Origin of the sequence: Rhodococcus sp. GA1 (genome assembly GCF_024321955.1) — a bacterium.
GTDB classification, from domain to species: domain Bacteria; phylum Actinomycetota; class Actinomycetes; order Mycobacteriales; family Mycobacteriaceae; genus Rhodococcus; species Rhodococcus pyridinivorans.
This window is the reverse complement of sequence record NZ_CP097186.1, coordinates 4,383,935-4,407,907: the sequence shown is the minus strand read 5'-3', so window position 1 is coordinate 4,407,907 and position 23,973 is coordinate 4,383,935. Positions and strand designations below refer to the sequence as shown.

The window sequence follows — 23,973 nt, the reverse complement described above, 5'->3', positions numbered from 1 at the left end:
GCGTGATCCTCATGTTCGACCGCGGCGAGGGCCGCCGCATCGGCATCGGACAACGGAGGACGAACCATGACGACGAAGGCGCTCGCGCCCGACGTATCCACGTGGCCGGCAGAGAACCCGCAGCTCATCGGCAGCCGCCGCAACGACTGCTCCGCGACCACATGGCCCACCCAGCCGCGCTGCCCCCGGTGCAGCGGGGCGAACATCTCGGAGCTGCTGCTGCCGCGTCGCGGCACGCTCGTGGCATGGACCACGCAGGGCTTCGTGCCGAAGCAGCCCTACGCGGGCAACGAGACAGCGGCGACCTTCACGCCCTTCGCGTTCGGCTTCGTCCAGCTCGGTGACGTCGTCCGCGTCGAGGCCCGCCTCACGGAGACCGACCCCGAGAAGTTGCACCCGGGCATGGAACTCGAGCTCACCTTCGTCCCCTTCTGTACCGACGAAGAGGGCACCGACATCGTCACGTGGGCCTTCGCGCCGATCTGATCCGCACACATCCCATCGAGGAGTTCCCGACATCATGAACGACGTTGCCATCATCGGGGTGGGCCTTCACCCGTTCGGTAGATTCGGCGCCAAGTCGGCCATCGAAATGGCCGCAGACGCAATCCAGCTCGCGCTCGAGGACTCGGGTGTCGCCTGGAAGGACATCCAGTTCGGCATCGGCGGCAGCTACGAGGTCGACAACACCGACGCCGTCACCCGCCTCGTCGGCCTGACCGGCATTCCCTTCACCAATGTGTTCAACGCGTGCGCGACGTCCGCCAGCGCGATCGAGCAGACCGCCGACGGAATCCGTTCCGGCAAGTACGACATCGGCATCGCGGTCGGCACCGACAAGCACCCCCGCGGCGCCTTCACCGCCGATCCCGCCATGCTCGGTCTGCCCGCCTGGTACGCCGAGAACGGACAGTTCGTCACCACCAAGTTCTTCGGCATGAAAGCGAACCGCTACGCCATCGACCACAACATCTCGCACGAGACGCTCGCACGGGTCGCGGCGAAGAACTACCGCAACGGCGGCCTCAACCCGAAGGCCTTCCGCCGCAGGGAGTTCAGCATCGACGAAATCCTGTCATCGCCGATGCTCAACTACCCGCTCACGGCGAAGATGTTCTGCGCGCCGGACGAGGGTGCCGCAGCGGTGATCATGTGCCGCGGCGATCTGGTGTCGAAGCACACTACCGAAACGCCGGTCTAACTGCGCTCCAACGCGATTCGCACGCGCACCTACGGCGCGTACGAGGTCCGTGTGACGTGGGCGTCGGTCGAGGAGGACGTCTCCCCACCGTCTACGCAGCCAAGGCCGCCTACGAGGCCGCCGGCATCGGCCCCGAGGACGTCGATGTCGCCCAGCTCCAGGACACCGACGCCGGCGCGGAAGTGATCCACATGGCCGAGACCGGCCTGTGCGCCGACGGCGACCAGGAGAAGCTGATCGTCGAGGGAGCCACCGAGATCAGCGGATCCCTCCCGGTGAACACCGACGGTGGTCTCATCGCCAACGGTGAACCCATCGGCGCCTCCGGTATCCGCCAGGTCCACGAACTGGTGCTGCAGCTGCGCGGTCAGGCTGGCGAGCGGCAGGTTCCGGGCGAACCGAAGGTGGGCCTTGCCCAGGTCTACGGCGCACCCGGCACCGCCGCAGCGTCGATCCTGTCACTCCGAGCACCACGTAATCGTCTGAAAGTTCGGCCACCGCACGAGATCCCGAGTGCGGTCGTCGAACTCGTCCCGGCGCCATCGCGAGTCCGGAATCACAGCACCCCGAGGCACTTTTCGCAACCGGAGGAAGGTACTGTCCAGCTCAGCGGGTCGAACGCGGGGGACGACTCTCGGCATCACTTCGAGTCGGGGCGTTCATCCGTGCGTCGATCCGTCGTGTCCCGTCGTGGCTTCCGCAGCCTTGCGGTCGGTCTCGCAGGCCTCTCGTCGCTCGTGTTCGGCACCGCCACCGCGCACGCCGATCCCGAGCAACCCGACGCCGAGCCCGCCACCGCCTACGTCGAGGGCGTCGACGAGGTGACCGACCAGCACTGGACGGTCCGCGTCTATTCCCCGGCCGTGGATACCGTGATCCCCCTGGACGTCCTGCGTCCGGCCGATCCGAGCGAGCCGCGGCCGGTCGTCTACGCCCTCGGCGGCGCGGGTGTCGGGGTGATCGACGGCACCGGGTGGATGGAGAGCAGCGACATCGCCGAGTTCTTCTCGGACAAGAATGTCAACGTGGTCATCCCCGCCACCGGCAACTTCAGCTACTTCACCGACTGGGATCTCGACGATCCGGTTCTCGGTCGCAACCAGTGGCAGACCTTCCTCCTCGAGGAACTGCCGCCCGTCGTCGACGAACTGCTCGACACCGACGGCAAGCAGTCGATCATCGGGATGTCCATGAGTGCCGGCTCCGCGCTGGACCTCGCGATCCGGAGCGGCGACCTGTACTCCGGCGTCGCATCCCTCAGCGGATGCGTGCGCACCAGTGATCCGGTCGGTCAGCTGTACGTGAGGCTCGTCGTCGAGCGCCGCGGCAAGGGCGACGTCGAGAGTATGTGGGGTCCGGCCGACGGGTCCGCGCTGGGCCGAGCACGACGTCTACCTCAATGCGGAAGGCTTGCGCGGCAAGGCCTTGTACCTGTCGAGCCGCAACGGTCTGCCCGGCACGTACGACGTCCCCGGTCAGGAACGCGCGGCGGGTGAATCGTTCGCCACGCAGATCGTCGCAGGCGGAGCGATCGAGGCCGCCACGAATGCCTGCACGCGCCAGCTGGTGGACCGGCTCGAAGCGCTCGACATCCCGGTCACGGCCGAACTCGATGCCGACGGAACGCATTCGTGGGGTTACTGGGAGGACGACCCGCGCAAGGCGTGGCCGATCCTCGCCGAGTCGATGGGCGCTGAGGCCTGATCGCGAGGCTTCGCTCGCGGGGGGCCTGATCGCAAGGCTTCGCTCGCGGGGGGCCTGATCCCGAGGCGTCACTCGCCGGGGTCCAACCGGATCCGGGCGACCACCGAACGGTGATCCGCCCTGGGAAGGTCGTCGGAGTCGAACGCGACGGCCGTCCCGTTCCCGACGAGGATGTGATCGATCGCCACCAGCGGCGGGCCGGGTTTGTCGGTCGGATAGGTACGCACCGCCCCCGCTCCCGCCTGCTCCGCGGCATCGGCGAAACGCCCCGAGAGCAACGCGCGGAACTGCGCATGGTCGTAGGTGGCGTTGAAATCGCCACCCACGACTGCGGGGACGTCGGCCGGAGATCGATCGAGGATGTCCTGCAACCGTGACAGTTCGGCAGCCCAGTCCTGCGCGTCGAACACCGGTGGGACCGGGTGGAACGCGTGGACCGCGACCGGTCCCGCTCCCGGTACGTCCGCGAGCGCAGAGAGTTGACGGAAGACGAATCCGTCGTGTTCGACGGTGTCCGACAGCGGAAATCGGCTCCAGATCCCCGTTCCCGACGCCAACTCTCCGGGGACGAGATACCGATGGGGTAACAGCTCGTCGAGACCGGCACGGGTGAGTCCATCGACCCCCGCAGAGGTGAGTTCGTTCACCGTGAGCAGGTCGACGTCGCGGTCCCGGACCCGGGACACGACGACCTCGGGATCGGCACCCCTGTCGAACAGAATGTTCGCGTGCATCACGGTGATATCGGGACCCGCACCGGCCGCAGCCGTCGCGACGTGGAGAGGCGCCTGGGTCCAGACCGCAGTCGCAGCAATCGCACCCGCAACGAGGGCCCCGAATAGGCGTCGACGGACGGCAAAGGCGATCAGCCCGATCACCGCACCGGCCATCAGATACGACGCGCCGGACGCTGCGAGCACCAAGGGTTGGGCCGACCACCTACCGAAGTGGAGCGCGAGACCGACCGCGCCTGTCGCGGTTGCCGTCCACCCGAGAACGTCCGATCCGAGCCGGAGCCACTTCGCCGTCACCACGCCACACAACCATGCCGCAGGTCGCGTGCGCGAGGACCCGTCACCGATCGGAGCGGGAGGCGATCGCGGCGAGGTGCGTCGCGAGCCGGTCCGCGGCCGCCCGAAGTTCCGGTGGCTCGAGGACGACCGCCTCGAAACCCATTCGCGCGACGTGCATCACGACCCAGTCCGGGTCGTCCGCGCCGACGACGAGCACGCACCACCCGTCCTCGTCGTCCTCGACCCGCCCGACCTGCGGCGGCACCATGTCGCGCACCTGGCCGGCGTCCGCCCGCAGGCGGATCCGCGCGATGTACCGGTAGGGCGACTCCGTCACGGACCGCTGGACGTACGACACCGGATCGGGATGCTGCCGCGGCCGGAACCGCCAGGTCGTGAGGGACACGTCGCGCATCCGGTCGAGCCGGAAGGTGCGCCAGTCGTCGCGATCGACGTCCCATGCCATGAGGTACCAGCGCTGTCCGGCAGCGACCATCCGCACCGGTTCGACGGTGCGCTCGTCGTCCGCCTCCTGCCGGGTGGTGTACCGGAACCGCACACGGGTCGCGTCGCGGCACGCGCGGGCCAACGCCAGCAGCGTGTCGGCGTCGATCTCGGTGCCCGCGCCGACGACGGTCTCGGTGGCCCCGTAGATCGCCCGCACCTCCGCGCGCAGACGCGGCGGCATCACCTGATCGAGCTTTGCCAGTGCGCGCAGGGCCGCCTCGGCGGCACCGGCGATGGTGCTGCCCGACGCCAGTCGCAGCGACACCGCCGTGGCGATCGCTTCGTCGTCGTGCAGGAGCAGCGGCGGCAGTCTCGTGCCGGCACCGAGCTGATAACCACCGCCGACACCGGGGGTCGCGCGGACGGGATAGCCGAGGGCGCGCAGCCGATCGACGTCGCGGCGCACCGAGCGATCGGTCACGCCGAGTTCCGCAGCCAGTTCGTCAGCGGTCCACGAGGGGCGACTCTGCAACAGCGCAAGCACCCTCAGAACCCGTTCGGTGGTCGACTCGACGGTCACACGACGATAGTCGCACGGATCACGGACCGAAGCTGTCCGGAATATGCGCCAACCTGGAGCCATGACAGAACTCGACTGGAACCACCTACTGCGACAGCAACTCGACTATCCGGTTCGCCGTCGCCTCGACGGCCTCACCGACGACGAATACTTCTTCGAGCCCGCACTCGACTGCTGGAGTGTTCGGCCGCGCGGGACGGGCACCGCTCCCCTACTGGGAGGCGCCGGGGCGATGACCATCGATTTCGCGGTCCCCGAACCGGATCCGCCGCCCATCACGACCATTGCGTGGCGGCTCGGGCATGTGATCGTCGGCGTGCTGGCGATGCGCAACGCGAGCCATTTCGGACGCACAGCCACCGACTACATGTCGTTCGAGTACGCAGCGACCGCGGACGAGGCCCTCGCCCAGCTCGATGCCGAACTCGCCACGTGGATTGCGGGCGTCGAGTCTCTCGGGGAAGACGGACTCGCCCGACCGTGCGGTGAAGCCGAAGGACCGTACGCCGAGTACCCGATGGGCGCGCTGGTCCTGCACATCCACCGCGAACTCATCCATCATCTGTCCGAGGTCTGTCTTCTGAGGGACCACTACCTGCACACCCGTACCCGCGCCCGACAGGAGGCGAGCTGACATGGCCCGCGACATCCAGATCACGTTCGACTGCGCCGATCCCGCGGCTCTCGCGGACTTCTGGGCGGACGCCCTCGGCTACGAACTCCAGAAGCCGCCCGGCAATTTCGTGTCGTGGGACGACGCGCTCGACGCGATGGGGGTGCCACTCGAACGACGCAACGACGCGTCGGGCATCGTCGACCCGGACGAGGCAGGGCCCCGACTGTTCTTCCAGAAGGTGCCCGAGGGCAAGCAGGCCAAGAACCGGATGCATCTGGACGTGCGTGCCGCGCCCGGACTCGACGGCGCCGAGCGCATGGCCGCCCTGGAAGCCGAGGCCGAACGGCTCGTCGCACGCGGGGCCACGCGCCTGGAGCGTCACGACCCGGCGCCGCCGTTCGGGGCCGGCCACATCGTCATGGCCGACCCCGAGGGCAACGAATTCTGCCTCGACTGAGACTTCGCATGGTCAGGCCGGTTCCGAGACCCAGTGGACGAGTTGCCAGATGATCCCGTTCGGATCGGCGAACTGGCAGTACCGTTCACCCCACGGCTCGGTCTCCGGCTTGGTCACGACCGTCGCACCGGCTTCCGCGATGCGCGCGAACTCGGTGTCGACGTCGTCGACGACGAAGGCGATGAGCATGCCCTGACCGGCCGGGCCGGCGACGGATTCCGGCTTGAAGGTCGACAGCCCGGTACGCAGGAACACGATGTTGAATCCTGCGTCCGGGTGAGTCAACGAGACGAATCCGTCCGCCGACATCTCCTCGGTGAAACCGAAGTGCCGGATCGCGAAATCTGCCGATGCGGCAGTGTCGGCGACGTTGAGCGACAGTGCTGTGGACTTGATTTTCATAGGACCTCCCCCAGAGCAGAAACCTTGTACGGCGTATAGAGTACTCCCGAGAGCGAGTTTTCGGGAGGCATTTATGGCGCGCGATCTGATCGACCTGCTGTGGCGCGAGCATCCCGACGCGCCGACCGGTGGTTCCCGCGGGCCGAAAGCCAAGATCACCACCACATCCGCGGTGGACGCTGCGGTAACCGTCGCCGACGCGGTGGGCCTCGACGCGGTGACGATCCGTCGCCTCGCGACCGATCTGGGCGTCTCCGCCATGGCCCTCTACACCCATGTCGGGTCGCGCGACGACCTCCTCGTCCTCATGGTCGATCGGGTCCACGCCCGGCAACCCCGGCCGCCCTACGAGTCCCCGTCGTGGCGGGATCGGGTACGGCAGGTCGCCGAATCCGAACTCGAGCACTACGCCGCACACTGGTGGCTGCTGGACGTCGACGATCAGCGCACGGCCCTCGGCCCCGGCACGATCGCGAAGTACGACCACGAACTCCACGCCTTCGACGGCACGCCCCTCGGCGACATCGATCGCGACGCCGCGCTCACGTTCGTCGCGGACTTCGTGCGGGGTGCGGCCCGAGCCCGACGACCTGATCCGCACGCCGCCGACATGGGCGAGGCCTGGGCGCGATGGAACGAGCGACTCGCGCACTATCTCGGTGACGACCATCCCCTCGCACAGCGGGTGGGAGCGGCGGCCGGAGCAGAGATGAACGCCGCCTACAGCCCGCACCACGCATGGGAGTTCGGGCTGCAGCGCGTCCTCGACGGGCTCGAACCGCTCGTCTCGAATGGCGGGGTACGACCCACCGGGGAATGATTTCCCCGAAGGTTCGTACGAGAGATTCGAGGATTTCATGAAGCGATTCGCCGCGGGCGTGCTCGGTTGTGCCGCAATCGCCTTTGCAGTCAGGGCCCCGGAAAGGTCGGGTTTCCTCAGGTCAAGGCCAGCATGAGTGCGTGATCGGGATGCCTGGCGTGATGCCGTAACCCGGCGGCGATGTTGTCCCAGCCGGCGAGGCGAAGCAGGCCGATCGCGAGGCTACGGCAGGTCGCCATGATCCTCGGGGCCTGCCCGGTGCGAACCTGCGACGAATCCTCGGCGAACGTCACATCCCGCACCCAATGCAGACGGTTCTCGATGCCCCAATGTCCCTGCACCCACGTCGCGAGCACCGCGGGCGGTGCGGCGAGGTGGTCGGCGGAGGTGACCAGGTAGACGACCTCGACGGTCTTGCGCCCCTTCTTCGTGACGGTGCGGCGGATCTGCGCGACCTGAGCGGCGCCGGGGAAGTCGATCCATCCGGGGACGGCAGTGACCTTGATCGTGCGGGTGATCCGCCGATCCCGTCCGGTCGTCGTGACCCTGGTGGCGGGGACATCTCTCCACGGCAACGCTTTCAACTCCCTGTGCAGGGTGGGGGTGTTCTTCTTCACCGTGAACACGTAGTCGCCGCCGGCGCCGGTGATCAGGGTGGCGGTGTCGGTTTGGGTGTGCATGGCGTCCATCGTCACCACCGCGCCCGCGAGGTCGAATCGGGCCAGCAGTGTTCGCGCGGCCGGGATCTCGTTGCTCTTCTCCTTCACGCAGACCTGCCCGAGGACCGTGGCGGCGCCGTGGTCGAACGCGGCCACCAGGTGCGGTGCGGCGGTGTCGTCTGCGCGGCGTCGTGCGCCGCGAAGGGTCTTTCCGTCGATCGCGATCACCCTCCGCTGACCTGTGACGACGGTGCGGGTCCACATCCATACACCGAGTGCGGTGTCGAGGGCGTCGGCGTCGATGCGGGCGAACAGTTTCCGCAGCGTCGACTCGTCCGGAGCTGCTGCATCGGTGAACCCGAATGACGTCAACACCTCGACCGTCGCCTCGGCAGCCCACTGGCCGATCGCCGCGAACGACCGGCAGCCGGCAATGGTGGCGGTCACCGCGAGAGCAAGGACCCCGGCAAGTCGGTAGCGCACTCCACGCCGGTCTCGGGGGTCCGGGACCGTCTCGAACGCCGACAACAATCGCTCGTGTCGTGTCGGATGCGCGGTCGACGAAGGGGTGGGGGAAGATGGCATACGGGTGTGACCTCGGGTTCGGCTGGGTTGGTGTCGCAACCTCCATCCAAGCCTGTGGGGCACACCCTCCCATCACCAGCCCCACACTCATCAAATCCCAGGTCAGGGCATTGTCGAGTCAACCTTTCCGGGACCCTGGGGCTGAGGCGGAGCGACACGACGTGCCCGCTCGGCCGGACGATGCGATCAACTCGGTGGCGCGAAGAATTCGAGCGCGATGTTGTCCGGGTCGCGGAGGGGGAGTCCCGAGCCGCATCGGCCTCCTTGATGTCTCCGTGTGCGATTCCCAAACTGTCGAGCCGATCGCGCCATTTCACCAGATCACCTGCCGTACAACCGAAGGCGATGTGATCCAGGCCCACATCCCGTTCGTCGAAGGCCTTCTGTGGTTGCGAACCGCGCGGTTCTTACGGTCGGGGGCAGCATTGAAACCTGCGGAATCGGTGAGTGTCCAACCGGATTCGTGTCTCACTGTATCGACGCCGAGTCGCAACGGTCGTATCGGGCTCGCTTGATCCAGGATGGGGAGTGGTGTCAGGTAAACACGCCGGCTCGGCGACCTGCCGGAACAATTCCGTCCCCGCGACCGCGTTCCGGGCATCGACGAAGCCGTCTCGGCGCTGCGAGGAGACCGTGCCTGGGGGAGCGGCCCATCTGTCGTGCGAATTCGCGTACGGCTACGGCACGGCCGGGCCGCATCGGCACCGCGGTGGCGACCTCGAGTCCTGCTCTTTCCGGTGGGAGCTGCGGAGTGGGGATCCGCTCGGTGACCGGTTCGGCCGGGGTGCCGATGAGGATTCGATCGATGCACAACACAAATCGTCCACGAAGGTCGAGACAGTCGCCCTGCTGCGGGGTGAGCGGTGTGTGTGTGTGCGGCTTCGATGACGCGGTTCGCCACGGTGAGCTCCGGAAAGGTTCGGGCCGCCGAGCCCTCGTCGACCCTAGCGTTGCCCGAAGTCGAATGGATCAACCAACCCGAAGAGGCGAAGGAACAGGACAATTTCGGCGGCGATCAGGCTGCGGCGAAACTCCCGTTGGACCCGAACACGGCGCGGCGCAATCCCCGTTGGGATCGAGCACTTCGGCAGGTTCCGTTTCGAGCAACCATGCAAGAATCGTAAATCAAACCGGGATCTCGGTTTGATTGTCGGGCTGGGCCTCGAGTTCGAGTGTGGCCAGGCATTCATGCGGCCTCGAGTTGCCGAAGTGTTACGGATGCAGCTGAATTGGGGGGATGTATGACCACGATGGTAGGGATTTCCTATGACTCCGGAGTCGAGACCGAAGTCCGGGAGTGGTTCCGTGACCGGGGAGCGAACGTCACAACACGACAGGAGGCTGTGCGGGCCACCCCTGCCGATTTCATTGAGTTCGTTCGGGATTCGAAGCTTCTCGCACGCACTCTGATCCCCTCTGCGCAGCCGGAATTGCTCGGTTGGACCCCGCGGCGCGTTGCTGGGACCAGCTCCGCACTGGCCGCGCACGGATTCACCGAATGGCTGATGTGGCACGTGTCCTCGCTGGCTGCACTGCCGGTGTGGATGTCCGACAACCTGCAGGTTCGTGACGTGTACCGCGAGGGTTTCGAACGAGGAGTCTTCGGGGCGTTCGCGATGTCGGAGCGGGCCGCGGGTGCGGACTGGAGGCATACCCGTTCAGTCGTGCGGCCTGCGCGGCACGGCTATATCGCCGAGGCCCAGAAAGATTACTCGGGCAACGCCGAGAGTTCTCAGCTGGTCACCACTTTCGCGCGTTACGACGATGGCGCTGAGGGCGGTTACGCGTTCTTTCGGGCCGACGCGCGACAGCGCGGCTACATCGTCGAACGCAATGCGGTCCCGGAGCAGATGCGCGTGACCCAGTTCCGCCTCGAGGGATACGCATTCGGACCGCAAGACATGATCACTGCCGGCGGTCAGGCGTTCGCCGATGCGGTCAACACCCTCAACGTCGGGAAGTTCAACTTGGCGACCGCTTCAGTGGGGATGGCTCGGCGGGCACTGGCCGAAACCGTGCAACACACCTCGACTCGATCGCTGTTCGGCTCACAGGTCATAGAGTTCGGGCAGATCCGCCGGATCCTGAACGATGCTGGGATTCGGATTGTGGCTCTGAATGCATTCAACGAAGCGACGATTCAGAGTCTCGAGCGCGCCAGTTCTGCGGACAGGTCGTTCCGGCTGATGACCTCGGTGGCGAAATCGCTCGTCACCCTCAAGGCGGTGGAAGTGATCCGGGATCTCGGTGAAGCCATCTCCGCTCGCGCCTTCGAATCCGAATCGCTGTTCCGGATTATGGCCCAGTACGTCGAGTGGCTTCCCCGTCTCGAAGGCACGCGGTACGTCAACATGATGCAGTCCGTGCGGGCCGCTAGCGCTTTCTCGGCCTATCTCCGCGGCCACGACGATGCCGAAATGCAGATGTCGTCAGGAGACGTCGGCGTTTCCTACCTCCTGAGTCAACAGCCGCTCGGCAAGCTGGAGAACACCTCCTTCTCGTACATCGACCGAAGTGTTCTGACCACTGATCTCGCCGGTGGCCGGGAGTTTGTCGCGCTGGTCTCTGCACTGGCAGAGGTGTTCGAAAAGGACCTGCCCCGCCGTGGCGACGAAGCGGTGATCGAGGCTCGGGGCGAGCTCTTCACCCGCTGCTTCTTCGGTGTCGTGGTCCTTCAGCAGCTCACCGAGACCGGCGAGTCGGAAGAGGTTGCCGACCGGGTGGCGAACTGGCTCACCGACGATCTCATCGAGTGTGTCCTGCGCGCCCGACGAGTGATGCGAATACCGTCGACGGTGCTGCAGATGCTGACACCTATCGCTGAACGCGGAGGCGTCCAGAGCACACGCGAGTTGCTTCCGATCGTCGCGTCCATCAGCGCAGACCTTTCCGCCTGACGGCGCCGGCGACAGGAATCACGGAGAAATGACTGCAGTACAAACCGGGCAGCCTTTGCTTGCTGCGCAACGCGAATTGTGGACCGCTCAACAGATGGCCCCCGAGAGTGCGGAGTTCATCTGTGCCGGCTACCTCGACATCGAGGGCGCCATCGACTTTCCGAAGTTCGAGCGAGCATTCGACGCAGCCGTCGCGGAAGCGTCGAACCTGTGGATGACCATCGCCGGAGACGTTGAAAACCCGCACTTGGTCGCCGGAGAAGCGCCGACACTCGCCCACATCGATCTCACCGGTGCCGAGGACGCTGAGCGCACTGCAATGCAGGAAATGACCGCCCGGTCCGCTTCACCGGTGGATCTCACCAAAGAGGTCGCTGCGGAGTTCGTGTTCTACACGATGTCCGACAACCGGTCGGTCTTCTACATGCGCTACCACCATCTGCTGTGCGACGGCTTCGGGCAGGTGCTCCTCTGGAACCGAATCGCCGAGCTGTACAACGAAAACGACTCCGGGGGTACGTCCGCGGGCCTGTCGACGCACATGCACGCCGATCTCGTCGCAGACGAACGCGATCTCGCAGCAGCCTTCGCTGCGAATGAGGACGTGTGGGCAGAATTCGTGACCGGACGTCCGTGGACCGTCGAACTACCCTCAGGGGCGGGTCCGGCCGGTCGGCGCGGAGCCGCAGCGGTGACCCCCGCGGCACCCACCGACGAATGTGCGTCCAGGTTCGGGGCACGCTGGTCGACGGTGCTGACGGCTCTGATCGCCTGCTACCTGCGGCGTATTACCGATTCTGACAACGTGGTTGTCGGATTCCCCACTCGCGGTCGGCATACTCCTCGTCAGCGTGCACTCCCGGCCATGTTCTCCAACGAACTTCCGCTCTTTCTGGAGATCGGCCTGGACGACCGCTTCGTCGACGTCATCCAGCACGTCGACGAGCGCATCCGTCATCTTCTCGAGCACCAGAAAGTACGCGGGGAGACGATCCTGCGGCGTACCAGGCAGACCGATCCGTCTGTGCGACGGCCGAATGTGGTGCTGAACGTCATGTCGTTCAGCAATGCCATCTCGCTGGGCGAGGCGACCGGCCGGATCGAGCAGATTTCGACGGGGCCGGTACGTGATCTGGCCGTCGACCTGTACCGGCTGGACGGTGACGTGCGTGCTCATGTCGTGAGCGACGGCCGGACCCAGGGCGGCGACGCTGTGGCCCGGCACGCCGCCCGCATCGCCCGTCTGCTGCGGTCGGCAGGCGACGTCAGCGCCGACAGCACCGTCGCCGGACTGGATATTCTGCCGGAGTCGGAGATCGAACTCCTGAGGTCATTCAACGCCACCGACCGCACGTTTCCGCAGGAGCAGCCGCTCGCCGGGGCGCTGGACCAGGTGACCGGCCTCGACCCCGACACCGTGGCACTGTCCGGGGAAGGCGGCCAGATGACCCGGCGAGAGGTCGCCGACACGGTACGCGCGGTTGCCGGAGCATTGCATGAATCGGGTGTGAAGCCAGGCGATGTGGTCGGTGTGCTGATGCCGCGCAGCGCTCGCCAGGTGTGCGCGGTTCTCGGTATCATGCGGCTCGGTGCGGTCTATCTGCCGCTCGACCCGTCCGGACCGTCCGGCCGCCTCGAATACGTTGTGGCGGATAGTTCTCCGGCGCTTGTTCTCTCCGACGGCGACCACCGGGCGGTCACGGGTGACGTACCGGGAATCAGCTACCAGGATTTGCTCGCCGTCGACGGCGGCGACGATCTGCCTGGACCTCCCCAGCGCGAATCGCCCGCATACCTCGTCTACACCTCCGGCTCCACCGGCCGACCCAAGGGCGTTGTCGTATCGCACGCGGCGTTGTGGAACCGGCTGCAATGGATGAAGGAGGACTACGGACTCGATCAGACCGACGTCTACTTACAGAAGACCAATCCGGCATTCGATGTGGCGCTGTGGGAAACGGTGCTGCCAGTCATCACCGGTGCGCGTCTGCACTGCCTGCCGGCCGGACACGAGCGGGATCCCCGGGCACTTGCGGCGGTGATCGACTCCGAAGAAATTACCGTCGCCCACTTCGTGCCGACGATGCTCGACGCATTCCTTCGGGAGACACGGCGGGCGCCTCGAGCTCTCCGTCACGTCTTTTCGTCAGGGGAGGCTCTACGCCCCGGCACCGTCGAAACATTCTTGAATCGGCTGCCGGGTGTGCGGCTGCACAACCTGTACGGTCCCACCGAGGCTGCCATCGACGTCACGGCGTGGACATGCGGCCGTGACGAGGTGGTGCAGGGCAACGTTCCGATCGGACGACCGGTCGCCAACACCCGGATCAGCGTGGTGGACGAGCGGTTGCGCCTGGTGCCGGTCGGTGTCCCCGGCGAACTGTGCATCCACGGGATCCAGCTCGCCGACGGATACCTCGGGCGACCGGAACTGAATAGTGAGAAGTTCGTGCAGGGCGGCGAACTCGGCGAACGTACGTACCGCACCGGGGACATCGTGAGGTGGACCGAAGACGGTGTGCTCGAGTATCTGGGCCGTAGCGACCACCAGGTGAAGATCCGTGGCCATCGCGTCGAGCTTGGCGAAATCGAGGCGCAGATCCAGCAAACCGCCGGAGACATCGATGTCGCGGTTATTCCGGAGCCTGGCCCCGCGAACGACCGGCTGATCGCTTTCGTGGCCGGCGCGTCGCGGCCGTTCACAGATCTGCGCGAGGAGCTGAGGCGCGATCTGCCCGACTACATGATTCCGGTGCGCTGGATCGCAATTGACGCAATCCCCGTGCTGCCGAACGGAAAACGAGACACAGCAGGGTTGCAAGCGAGCGCGATCGAGCAGTCGGAATGTATCCCAGCGGCTTCTGGGAACGGGCGGGCAGCCGGCGTTCAGCGTGCCTTCTCCGCGGTGCTGGCATGCACCTTCGTCGGACCCGACGACAACTTCTTCGCGCTCGGCGGCGATTCGATGCGCGCAGTCCGGCTGCGGTCGGTCGTCGAGGACGAGCTGAACCTCACCTTCGCGATCGAGGACCTGTATACGCACCCGACTCCTGCCGCGCTCGCCCCCCGTCTGGGATGCAGTGCGGCTCCGGATGCCGTCGCTCCGTTCAGCCTTGTCTCACCCGCCGATCGTGAGCGACTGCCCGATGCGGTCGTCGATGCGTATCCACTGACGTCGATGCAGCAGGGCATCCTGTACCAGTTCGCGAAGGATCAGAGCTCGACGGTCTATCGGGTCGTCACCAGCGTCGCAGTGCCGCAGCAATACGACGCCGAGCGGTTGCGGCGGTCCTGCGACCTGGTCTTCGAACGGCATCCACAGCTGCGAATCTCCGTCGATCTGACGTCGTACAGCGAACCGCTCCAGTTGGTGCATGCGACGGTCGACATCCCGATCGACGAGATCCGCGACCTCGAGGATTTCGACGAGGAAGAGGTCTGCAGGCGGCTCGACGCGTTCGTCGACGAAGCACGCTCGGCCGACTTCGATCTGGAACGTCCTCCGCTGATACGGTTCGCAGTGCATCCGTTGGGCCCCCGCGGATTCCAGTTGACGGCTGTCGAGCACCACGTCGTGCTCGACGGCTGGAGCGATGTCCTCCTGATCGAAGAAATCGTCGCCGCATTCGGCGACGACGTGCTGCCATCGGCGCCGGTCACGACTTTCGCCGATTACGTTGCGCTCGAACGGCAGCGTTCGATCGAGCCCACATCGCGGGAGTTCTGGAGCGCTGAACTGCACGATGCGCGTCTCCCACAGATCTTCGGACGGCGCCCGGTTGCCGAAACCGATGTCCGCAACGAGATCGCGCGGTTTCCGATCGCGATCTCGGCGGTCACGTCCGAGGGGATCCAGAAACTTGCGTCCCGGCACGGAGTCTCGTTACGAACGGTCTTCGTCGCGGCGCATGTCCTTGCGGTGGCGGTCGCAAGCGGACAGAACGACGTCCTGACCGGAGTGATCGCGAATGCACGGCCCGAAACCGCAGACGCCGACCGGCTGATCGGAGTCTTCCTCAACACCCTTCCTCTGCACGTGCAGACACACGATCGGTCGGTGAGCGAGCTGTTTGCCGAACTGCGCAAGTGGGATGCACGTGTCGTGCCGCACCGGTACGTCCCGTTCGGGATTCTGGAGCGGGATCTGCGCGGCGACATCCACCTGGGCGACCTGCCGACCTACGTCAACTTCATGGATTTCCGGCGCGCAGACTACCAGGACGTGCCAGTTCGGATGAACGATGTCCGGGCTGTAGCCGACACGAATTTTCCTGCCGCGGTGGACTTCTTGTTCACCGACGACGCCGAGTGCAGCGGCTGGATTGATGGAAACCTCGGGGTCTTCTCCGCCGACGAACTGTCTCGCCTGGCAGCATTGCACGAGCGTGCGCTGGAGGCCCTGACCACGGTGGACAGTGCTGTGCCTGTGCGGTCCATCGACCTGCTCGATGCGGATGAGATCACCGAGCTCACGGGCCCGACGATCCGTGTGACTCCGTCGGGAACCGTGCTGAGCCGCATCGAAGAGAGCATCCGGCTCCATCCCGCCGCGCTTGCGGTGAGTCATCGTGACGGATCGTGGACCTACGCTGAACTGGCGAGATGGTCCGACCGATACGCCGAGGGGTTGTTGCGGATCGGCGTCCGGCAGGGCGATGCTGTGGCCGTCCATCTGCCTCGTGGCCGGCATCTCGTCGCCGCGATTCTGGGCGTGTTCAAGGCCGGCGGCTACTACATCCCGTTGGACCCGGGATATCCGGTGGCGCGGCTCGCGACGATCGTGGACGATGCTGCGCCACGCGCGGTGGTCACCGACGCGAATCCGGACTTCCTCGTCGGCGTCGCGGCGTTGCGGCCGAACGACCTCGACCTGGACGCCGGCCACGACGTGGCGCGGACCCGAGTGGAACTTGCCGATACCGCCTATGTGATCTACACCTCGGGATCGACCGGCATCCCGAAGGGCGTGCAGATCACGCACCGCAACTTGGCGAACTTCCTTGCAGCGATGGACGGGGCGATCGGTTGCGCGCCGGACGACGTGATGCTCGCGGCGACGAGCTTGTCTTTCGACATCTCGGTCCTCGAGTTGTTGTGGCCGTTGACTACCGGTGCGCACGTAGTGGTTGCCGACGATCAGATCGCACAGCACATCACCTCGGACGATTCGACCGCGACACGGCGTTCCCCGCTGGACGTCAGCCTGTTCTTCTTCGCTGGTGGCGCATCGGATGCGGCGGCTGCGAGTGAGGGCTACCGGCTGCTTCTCGATGCCGCACGCTTCGCCGACACTCACGGCTTCCGGGCTGTGTGGACGCCGGAACGACACTTCGATCCGTTCGGTGGTTTGTACCCGAATCCGGCGCTCACTTCGGCGGCGCTCGCGACGATCACCTCGAACGTCCACCTTCGCAGCGGCAGTGTGGTCGCGCCGTTGCACGATCCGCTCCGACTGGCCGAAGAGTGGGCGGTCGTCGACCAGCTTTCCGGCGGGCGGATCGGACTGGCGTTCGCGCCGGGGTGGAACTCCAACGACTTCGCGCTCGCACCATCCGAGTTCGGCGACCGCAAGACGGTTTTCGCGGACCGGATCGACGAGTTCTCGAGGCTGTGGCGAGGCGAGCCGAGCACCCGGACAGGCGGCAGTGGAGAGGAGGTCGAACTGGTCACTTATCCGCGCCCCGTCCAGCCGCTCCCGGAACTGTGGCTGACGACGGTGGGCACGGAGGCCACCTTCATCGACGCCGGTCGCCGCGGGGTGAATATTCTGACGCATCTGTTCGGCCAGGACCTCGATACGCTGACCGAGCGGATCAGACTGTATCGGTCTGTGAGGGCCGAAGCGGGTCATGACGGTCCGGGCACGGTCACCCTGATGCTGCACACGTATCTCGGCGCAACTGACGAGGAGGCTCGGTCCGCGGCGCGCGAACCGTTCAGGAACTACCTGCGGGGCGCTGGCGAGCTGTGGCGCACCATGTTCGCCAGCACCGGACAGGAGTTCCCCCAGGAGGACGCCGAGGACTACCTCGACGCCGTCATCGATATCGCGATCGACCGCTACTACCAGGACGCCGGGCTGTTCGGCGCCCCCGAAACGCGTATCGAGTTGGTCCGGCGCATCCAAGACGCAGGTGTCGACGAAGTGGCCGCGCTCATCGACTTTGGAGTGCCGCGCCAGGATGTGATTTCCGGGCTGGACCGTCTGCACGAGCTGTTCAGCCTCCATCGGCGTGATGTCGAGCGGACCGGGCATTCACTCACCGAGCTCTGTCGCCGTTACGGAGTGACGATGTTCCAGGCGACGCCATCTGTGATGTCGGTGATCGTGCAAGACAAGGCTGGTATGGCTGCGATGGCGAACCTGCGGTCGCTGCTCGTCGGCGGTGAACAGTTCCCGAGCGGTCTCGCTGCCGAACTCGTCCGCACATTGCCACGGACTCGGGTCTACAACATGTACGGGCCGACCGAGACCACCATCTGGTCGGCATTCGAAGAGGTACGGACGGTCGACCCCACCGGACTCGTCTCTGTAGGGCGACCGATTGCAAACACCACACTGACCGTTCTGTCCACCGACGGATACCCGGTGCCGACCGGCGTGGTCGGGGAACTCTGGATTGGCGGCGAAGGTGTCAGCCCCGGCTATCTACGCCGCCCGGAGCTGACACAGAATCGGTTCTGTGAGACCGGCGGGCAGCGACTGTACCGAACCGGCGACCTCGCCTGCCTCACACACGACGGCAAGGTCCAGGTGGTTGGTCGCCTCGACCGGCAGGTGAAAGTGCACGGTCAGCGCGTCGAGCTCGACGAGATCGAAGGAGCCCTGTCACGGTATCCCGGCGTAGCCGAGGCAGCGGTCGTGCTCCGCGATTCCGAGCTCGTCGCCTACCTGCTGCCGCACGTCGACGCTGCGGCCGACGCTTCGGCAGTCACCGACAGCTGGTCCCAGTTGTGGGACGGTGCCTACACCGACGCCGAGGACAACCCGTACGCGGGATGGACGAGCAGCTACACCGATCAGCTGATCCCCTCGGCTGAGATGGACGAATGGGTGCGGCACACCGTCGGGCGGATCTGCGAAACGCCGCACCGTCGGGTGCTGGAAATCGGAGTCGGCACCGGTCTCATCATGCGGGGTCTGGCAGGCGCGGCCGAGTCCTACCTGGGCGTCGATATCTCTGTCGCGGCGATCGAGGCGGCGTCGAAACACACGTTGCCGGGAGTCGAAGTGGAACTGCGGCACGGCGACGCCACAGCTCTGCAGGATCTCGTGGCCGGTTCGCGGGACGTGGTCGTGCTCAACTCGGTCATCCAGTACTTCCCGTCAATCGACTACCTGGCGTCTGTCCTGGACCGTGCCGTCGAGCTCATCGACGACGCCGGAGCGGTTTTCGTCGGCGACGTGCGGAGCTTCGAGGACCTCGAACTCTTCTACCTGGACGTGGAGCTGAGCCGGGCGGCGCCGTTGGACGCCGTGGACGATGTGCGGTCCCGTGTCGCTCAAAGACGGGAGCGAGAGTCGGAGCTCTGTGTCGCGCCGCGCTTCTTCCGGATGTGGGCCGAACAAGCCGGCGTCGACGTCGAGTTTCGGGTGAAGCGGACCGCCGCGTGCAATGAGATGTCGTTGTTCCGATACGACGTGGTCGTGCGGAAGTCTTGCCGGAGTGAGGAACTGAGACATTCGGTCGGGTGGTCTGCGACAGGCTCGCTCCGGCAGACGCTGGAGCGGTTCGACGACGCGGTCACGGTGATCGGCGTGCCGAATCCGAAACTTGCGTGGGTGGCGGCAACGGCGGCTGAGCTGCCGACCGCGTCGCCGGGCCAGACGGTGTGGGATCTCGAGCGCACGGCGTGGTCGCAGTCGTGGGCCGTCGATCCCGATCTCACCGACCTCGAAGCACTGGCCGCTGGCGAGGGCCGCACTGTCGAGCTGGTTCCCCACGAGGACTCGCTGCAGAGATTGGACTTGCGATTCGGTCCGAAAGGAGAGGCGTGAACACGACAGCGGTGAGCACCATGCCGACCGGCACAGTCGGCAACACGAAGCTGATCAATGATGTGCGGCAGCACATCGCAACCCTGCTTCCGCCCGGTGTGGTTCCGAGCAAATATGTTGTGCTGGAAGAATTTCCACGCTTGCCGAACGGCAAGACCGATCGATCGCGACTTCCGGCGCCGATCACTGCGCCGGTCGCAGCGAAGATCGAACACGTGTCGCCGCGCACCGAACTCGAGCGCACGGTGGCAACCGTCTGGAACGAAATCCTGGGACTCGGTGCGGAAGATGTCGACATCGACACGCCGTTCAGCGAACTGGGAGGCAGCTCCTTGAGCATGATGCAGATGGCGGCGCGGGTGAAGCTCGTCACCGGGCAGCGTGTCGATGTGCGCAAGTTCATCGCCGCCCCCACCATCCGAAGCCTTTCTGCGGAACTGTCGGGCACCACACCGAGCACAACGATCGTCCGGCCGCTGCATTACGCCGACGAGCACACCATGCGCACAGACGCACAGTTGCCTGACGACATCAAGCCGGAGTTCGACCGTGACATCTCACGCGAGAGTCGTAACGTGCTGCTGACCGGGGGTACCGGGTACACGGGGGCGTTCCTGCTCCGGGAACTGCTCGACCGCAGCTCGGCCACCGTCACCGTGCTGGCCCGCGGTGCGCGGCCGGCCGACGTCGTGCAGCGCGTGGTCGCCAATCTCGCCGAATACGAGCTGAATCGGCCGGGCGACGAAGATCGCATCGCGGGTGTTCCGGGGGACGTGTCGCGGCCCTACCTGGGTATGCGCCCCGACGATTACGCGCGAGCCGCGGCCGATTCCGACGTGATCATCCACAACGCCGCCGATTCTCGGTGGACCACTTCCTATTCGGAGGTGAAGGTCACCAACGTTCTCGGCACGCTGGAAGTGCTGCGGCTGGCGAGAACCGGCGGCAACACACCGGTGCACTATGTCGGTTCCACCGGGTCGCTGCCCACCAAGCCGGGAACTTCGGTGTGGCATGAGCAGGCGAATGACGACCTCGACGGAGTGCTCGGCGGCTACCGCCAGACGAAGTGGGTTTCGGATCAGCTCATGCATCAAGCGCGTGAGCGCGGTATGCGAGTGACCGTCTTCCGGCCCGGAGCGCTGGTCGGAGCGCAGTCCACGGGGGCGTGCTCGACGGAAACGTTCATCAATCACCTCATCCGTGGCTGGGTCGGCCTGGGCTGCGCGATGCGTTACGACCTGCAGGTCGAGATGGTGCCGATCGACTACTTCGCTCGCGTCGTCGCGCATATTGCGCTGGACGCACGAGAACCGCAGACCTATCACGTGCTCGGCACCGCCCCGGTGATGATGGACGACGTCCTCGACCACCTGCTCGCCTACGGGTACGACCTGGAATCTCTCGACTACGCCGAGTGGTACGCCCGGCTGCTGGCGGCCGCCGACAGAGGAGAAGACAACGATCTGGTGCCTTACTTGCCGCTGTTCTCGCCCGACGCACCCGGATTGGAGATCGGTCTGGCGGGCAACTCACCACGGTTCGTCGACGACAATCTCGTGGCCGCGCTGGCCGGAAGCGATGTGCGACAACTGTTGTTGACCCGCGAAGTCATGTTCACCTATCTCGACTACTTCGTCAGGACCGGGTTTCTTCCCCCGCCGCCCGATCGGAGCGGCGCCTCTCCCTTCACCGAAAGTGAGAACGCTCGATGACAGTCACGGCGACCTTCCCCATGCCGCGTGATCGGCAGCGGCCACTCGACCCGCCCCCGGCGTACCGCGAGCTCGCCGCGACATCGCGAGTGCCTTTGGTGCAGACGCCGTCGGGCCCGGCCTGGCTTGTCGCTCACCACGACGACTGCCGCACGGTGCTCACTGACCGTTCGTTCAGCTCGGACCCCCGAACTTCGGGGTACCCCTCATACATCTCAGGGGGCATCACCCCTCCTCCTGGGTATTTCCTGATGTTCGACCAGCCCGATCACACTCGGCTGCGGCGTCTGGTGACGAGAGAGTTCGTCATCGGACGAATGGAGCAGTTGCGTCCACGAGTCAACGAAGTCATCAACGAGGCCCTCGACAAGATGATGGCGTCAGAGGATCGGCGAGGCGACATCGTCACCGACATCGCATTTCCTGTGGCGTCCACCATGATCTGCGAGCTGCTCGACGTCCCCGTCGAAGACCAGGGGACGTTCATCGGTCTCACGGACACGATCCTCGATCGGTCCACGCCGCCCGACGAGGCTGCGGTCGCCGTGCGCGACCTGATGGCCTACTTCGGAGATCTCGTGCGTCGGAAGAAGAAGCATGTCAAGGACGATCTGTTCGGCCGGCTCATCGAACACGAGCGCACCGGCACTATCACTGAGGGCGAACTCATCGGGTTGGCCGCGTTGCTGGTCCTGTCCGGCTACGACACGATGGCGCAGACGATCGGTCTCGGAGCGTTGCTTCTGCTCACGCACCCCGATCAACTTCGGTCTCTCGTCGACGATCCGAAGCGCGCCGCGCAGACGGTCGAAGAGATGCTGCGCTACCTGTCCATCAACCACGCTGGTCTACCGCGGGCCGCGACGGAGGACAGGGTAATCGGGGGACAGGCGATCCGGGCCGGCGACGGCGTGCTCGTCATGCTGAATGCCGCGAACCGCGACACCAACGTTTTCGAAGACGCAGACCGTTTCGACATCTCCCGGCCACAACTCGGTTCGCACATCGCATTCGGTCACGGCTTCCACAAGTGCATCGGTCTGACGATGGCCCGTGTCGAACTCTCCGAGGTCTTCACTGTCATGGCGGAACGACTTCCTGAGATGCAATTGACCGGCGAGATTGCCTCCCTGACGTTCCGCGACGACATGGTGCTCTACGGCGCCTGCTCGGTGCCTGTCGCATGGTGAACCGGACCCTCGCGGACTCGACGCAGGCGCTGCCGCCGCTTGGGGACGCGGCCCGGCTGCCGCTGCAATGCTCTGCACAGACCTGAAATCAATGAGAAGGAATCAGATCCCGATGCGCACAGAGACCGCCAACCAATCGTTCCGGAGGTGGGCACTTCTGCTGGCCTGCGTGGCGACGTTCATGTTGATGCTCGACGTAACGGTCATCAATGTCACCTTGCCGATGATCCGCCGAGAGTTCTCCGCCGACCTTGCCGACCAGCAATGGATCATCGCCGCCTACACGCTGCCGCTGGCCGCGTTTCTACTCGCCGGCGGATCACTCGCCGACCGGTACGGTCGCCGTACCCTGTTCATAATCGGCTTGGTGCTCTTCACCGCCGGTTCGCTCGCCGCCGGACTCGCTCCGGGCCTTGTGGTGCTGGAGGTGTCGCGGGTGGTCCAGGGCATCGGGGCCGCCGTGCTCTTCGCGGTGAGCCCTGCACTTATCGCGCAGGAGTTCAGCGGCGTTGATCGTGCGAAGGCATTCGGAATCTTCGGTGGAGTGACGGGCCTCGCGCTGGCCCTCGGGCCGGTGGTGGGTGGCCTGCTGGCCACCGTGAACTGGCGATGGGTCTTCCTCGTGAACGTGCCGATCGGGGTGATTCTGCTCTTGGTCGGCTTCGGTCGGGCACGGGATGTATTGTCCCCCAATGCGCGACGCCCGCACCTGTTTGGACTGGCGACATCCGCCGGCGGACTCGGCGCCCTCACGTTCGGCATCATCGAGAGCGAACGTCTTGGTTGGGCGTCGACCGAGGTGCTGACAGCCCTGGTACTCGGAGCGTTGTTGATCGCACTCTTCCTCATCAGTGAACGCCATCCCGACACAGGGATGCTCGACCTCGCCCTGTTCCGCAATCGGACATTCTCCGGCCTGCTCACCGCCACGTTTCTGTCGAATGCAACCAGCCTCGCCGGACTGTTCCTGATCGTCTCGTATCTCCAGAACGTGCTGGATCTGTCGGCGCTGCAGGCTGGTCTGGTTCTTCTGCCGCTCACGCTGGTGCTGTTCGTGGTGGCCGCGGTCACCGGGCAGATCCTGCCGCGAGTGGCTCCGGGAGCGCTGTTGGGCACCGCCATCTTGCTCATCGCAGCGGGCCTGACGCTACTGGCGCTTGCGGGCACCGGCTCGGGGTGGGTCCGATTGTTGCCGGGACTGATCGTCATGGGCATCGGCATGGGCATGTTCAATCCGCCCAGAAGCGTGGTCACGGTGGGTGTCGTCACACCTGAGCAAGCCGGCCTGGCATCTGGTGTCGGCGAGACCTTCCAACAGGTCGGAGTCGTTTTCGGCATCGCGGTCTTCGGCGCACTGTTCCAGCACAAGGTGATCGACGCTGCGGGCACCGGCGAGCTCGGCAAGGCGGTGGCCAGCGGTGATCTCGCCGGTGTGCCGGCCGACGTGGTCGATTCGGCGCGGTCCTGGTTCGCGAGCGGACTCTCCTGGGTGATGATCGCGTGTGGCATCCTTTGTGCTCTCGGTGCGCTGGTCGCCTTCGCCACCATCCGAAAGTCGGACATGCTCACCGACGAGGGCGAGCTCGCCGAGGTAAGTGCATGACATTTCCTGAGTCGACCCCCGGCCGTCACCCTCGATCCCCGTCAGGTTCACATCTCCGAAGAATCCGTAGAAAGCATGGTGTCCA

The 23,973-nt window shown here is 65.6% G+C and carries 15 protein-coding genes and 2 pseudogenes; 12 read left to right on the top strand and 5 right to left on the bottom strand.

Features of this window, described 5'->3' with window-relative positions:
- Nucleotides 1–66 precede the first annotated feature (66 nt).
- The 4 genes and pseudogenes from M3330_RS20580 (at nucleotide 67) to M3330_RS20565 (ending at nucleotide 2,905) form a co-directional block, all read left to right on the top strand.
- The gene (locus M3330_RS20580) at nucleotides 67–486 is read left to right on the top strand and encodes a Zn-ribbon domain-containing OB-fold protein (protein ID WP_255026179.1); all 420 of its coding nucleotides are present in this window, start codon (nucleotides 67–69) and stop codon (nucleotides 484–486) included.
- 31 nt (nucleotides 487–517) lie between these two features.
- Nucleotides 518–1,665, top strand: a pseudogene (locus tag M3330_RS20575) (thiolase family protein); the annotation flags it as partial.
- A 201-nt stretch (nucleotides 1,666–1,866) separates the two neighbouring features.
- Nucleotides 1,867–2,697, top strand: a complete 831-nt coding sequence (locus M3330_RS20570; protein ID WP_255028964.1) for an alpha/beta hydrolase family protein — start codon at nucleotides 1,867–1,869, stop codon at nucleotides 2,695–2,697.
- Nucleotides 2,627–2,905, top strand: coding sequence for a hypothetical protein (locus M3330_RS20565; protein WP_255026178.1), 279 nt, complete (start codon nucleotides 2,627–2,629; stop codon nucleotides 2,903–2,905). Before M3330_RS20570 ends, M3330_RS20565 begins: the two co-directional genes overlap by 71 nt.
- A gap of 68 nt (nucleotides 2,906–2,973) precedes the next feature.
- Here M3330_RS20565 and M3330_RS20560 read toward each other — a convergent pair whose 3' ends face one another.
- Nucleotides 2,974–3,939, bottom strand: a complete 966-nt coding sequence (locus M3330_RS20560) for an endonuclease/exonuclease/phosphatase family protein (protein WP_006554451.1) — start codon at nucleotides 3,937–3,939, stop codon at nucleotides 2,974–2,976.
- 40 nt (nucleotides 3,940–3,979) lie between these two features.
- Entirely contained in the window at nucleotides 3,980–4,945 is a 966-nt protein-coding gene (locus M3330_RS20555) for a YafY family protein (RefSeq protein WP_033097775.1), read from the bottom strand.
- A 61-nt stretch (nucleotides 4,946–5,006) separates the two neighbouring features.
- Between M3330_RS20555 and M3330_RS20550 the strand changes: the two genes are divergently transcribed.
- Nucleotides 5,007–5,579 carry a DinB family protein gene (locus M3330_RS20550; protein ID WP_006554453.1) on the top strand — a complete coding sequence of 191 codons (573 nt, stop codon included), beginning with the start codon at nucleotides 5,007–5,009 and terminating at the stop codon, nucleotides 5,577–5,579.
- A gap of 1 nt (nucleotide 5,580) precedes the next feature.
- Nucleotides 5,581–6,018, top strand: coding sequence for a VOC family protein (locus tag M3330_RS20545; RefSeq protein WP_006554454.1), 438 nt, complete (start codon nucleotides 5,581–5,583; stop codon nucleotides 6,016–6,018).
- 12 nt (nucleotides 6,019–6,030) lie between these two features.
- Here the strand turns inward: M3330_RS20545 and M3330_RS20540 are convergent, their stop codons facing one another.
- Complete coding sequence (locus tag M3330_RS20540; protein ID WP_006554455.1) at nucleotides 6,031–6,420, bottom strand: VOC family protein; 390 nt, start codon at nucleotides 6,418–6,420, stop codon at nucleotides 6,031–6,033.
- A 73-nt stretch (nucleotides 6,421–6,493) separates the two neighbouring features.
- Here M3330_RS20540 and M3330_RS20535 point away from each other — a divergent pair, with 73 nt between their 5' ends.
- Nucleotides 6,494–7,240: a TetR/AcrR family transcriptional regulator gene (locus tag M3330_RS20535; protein WP_006554456.1), complete on the top strand. Its 747-nt coding sequence runs from the start codon at nucleotides 6,494–6,496 to the stop codon at nucleotides 7,238–7,240.
- Between the two features lie 116 nt (nucleotides 7,241–7,356).
- Here M3330_RS20535 and M3330_RS20530 read toward each other — a convergent pair whose 3' ends face one another.
- Both M3330_RS20530 and M3330_RS20525 read right to left on the bottom strand, forming a co-directional pair.
- Nucleotides 7,357–8,382 (bottom strand): ISAs1 family transposase, encoded by a 1,026-nt coding sequence (locus M3330_RS20530; RefSeq protein ID WP_255028962.1) that lies wholly within the window; start codon nucleotides 8,380–8,382, stop codon nucleotides 7,357–7,359.
- Nucleotides 8,383–8,670: 288 nt separating this feature from the next.
- Nucleotides 8,671–8,873: pseudogene (locus tag M3330_RS20525) on the bottom strand (VOC family protein); the annotation flags it as partial.
- Between the two features lie 852 nt (nucleotides 8,874–9,725).
- Between M3330_RS20525 and M3330_RS20520 the strand changes: the two are divergent.
- The 5 genes from M3330_RS20520 to M3330_RS20500 all read left to right on the top strand — a co-directional run bounded on the left by M3330_RS20520 (nucleotide 9,726) and on the right by M3330_RS20500 (nucleotide 23,888).
- Nucleotides 9,726–11,381, top strand: coding sequence for an acyl-CoA dehydrogenase family protein (locus tag M3330_RS20520; RefSeq protein ID WP_197483177.1), 1,656 nt, complete (start codon nucleotides 9,726–9,728; stop codon nucleotides 11,379–11,381).
- Nucleotides 11,382–11,409: 28 nt separating this feature from the next.
- Nucleotides 11,410–19,380 carry a non-ribosomal peptide synthetase gene (locus M3330_RS20515; RefSeq protein ID WP_082937555.1) on the top strand — a complete coding sequence of 2,657 codons (7,971 nt, stop codon included), beginning with the start codon at nucleotides 11,410–11,412 and terminating at the stop codon, nucleotides 19,378–19,380.
- A 20-nt stretch (nucleotides 19,381–19,400) separates the two neighbouring features.
- Entirely contained in the window at nucleotides 19,401–21,095 is a 1,695-nt protein-coding gene (locus M3330_RS20510; protein ID WP_064851480.1) for a thioester reductase domain-containing protein, read from the top strand.
- On the top strand, nucleotides 21,092–22,285 hold the full coding sequence (locus M3330_RS20505) for a cytochrome P450 (protein WP_064851465.1): 1,194 nt from the start codon (nucleotides 21,092–21,094) through the stop codon (nucleotides 22,283–22,285). The genes M3330_RS20510 and M3330_RS20505 overlap by 4 nt, the downstream gene beginning before the upstream one ends.
- A 112-nt stretch (nucleotides 22,286–22,397) precedes the next feature.
- Nucleotides 22,398–23,888 carry an MFS transporter gene (locus M3330_RS20500; RefSeq protein WP_197483179.1) on the top strand — a complete coding sequence of 497 codons (1,491 nt, stop codon included), beginning with the start codon at nucleotides 22,398–22,400 and terminating at the stop codon, nucleotides 23,886–23,888.
- Nucleotides 23,889–23,973: the final 85 nt, after the last annotated feature.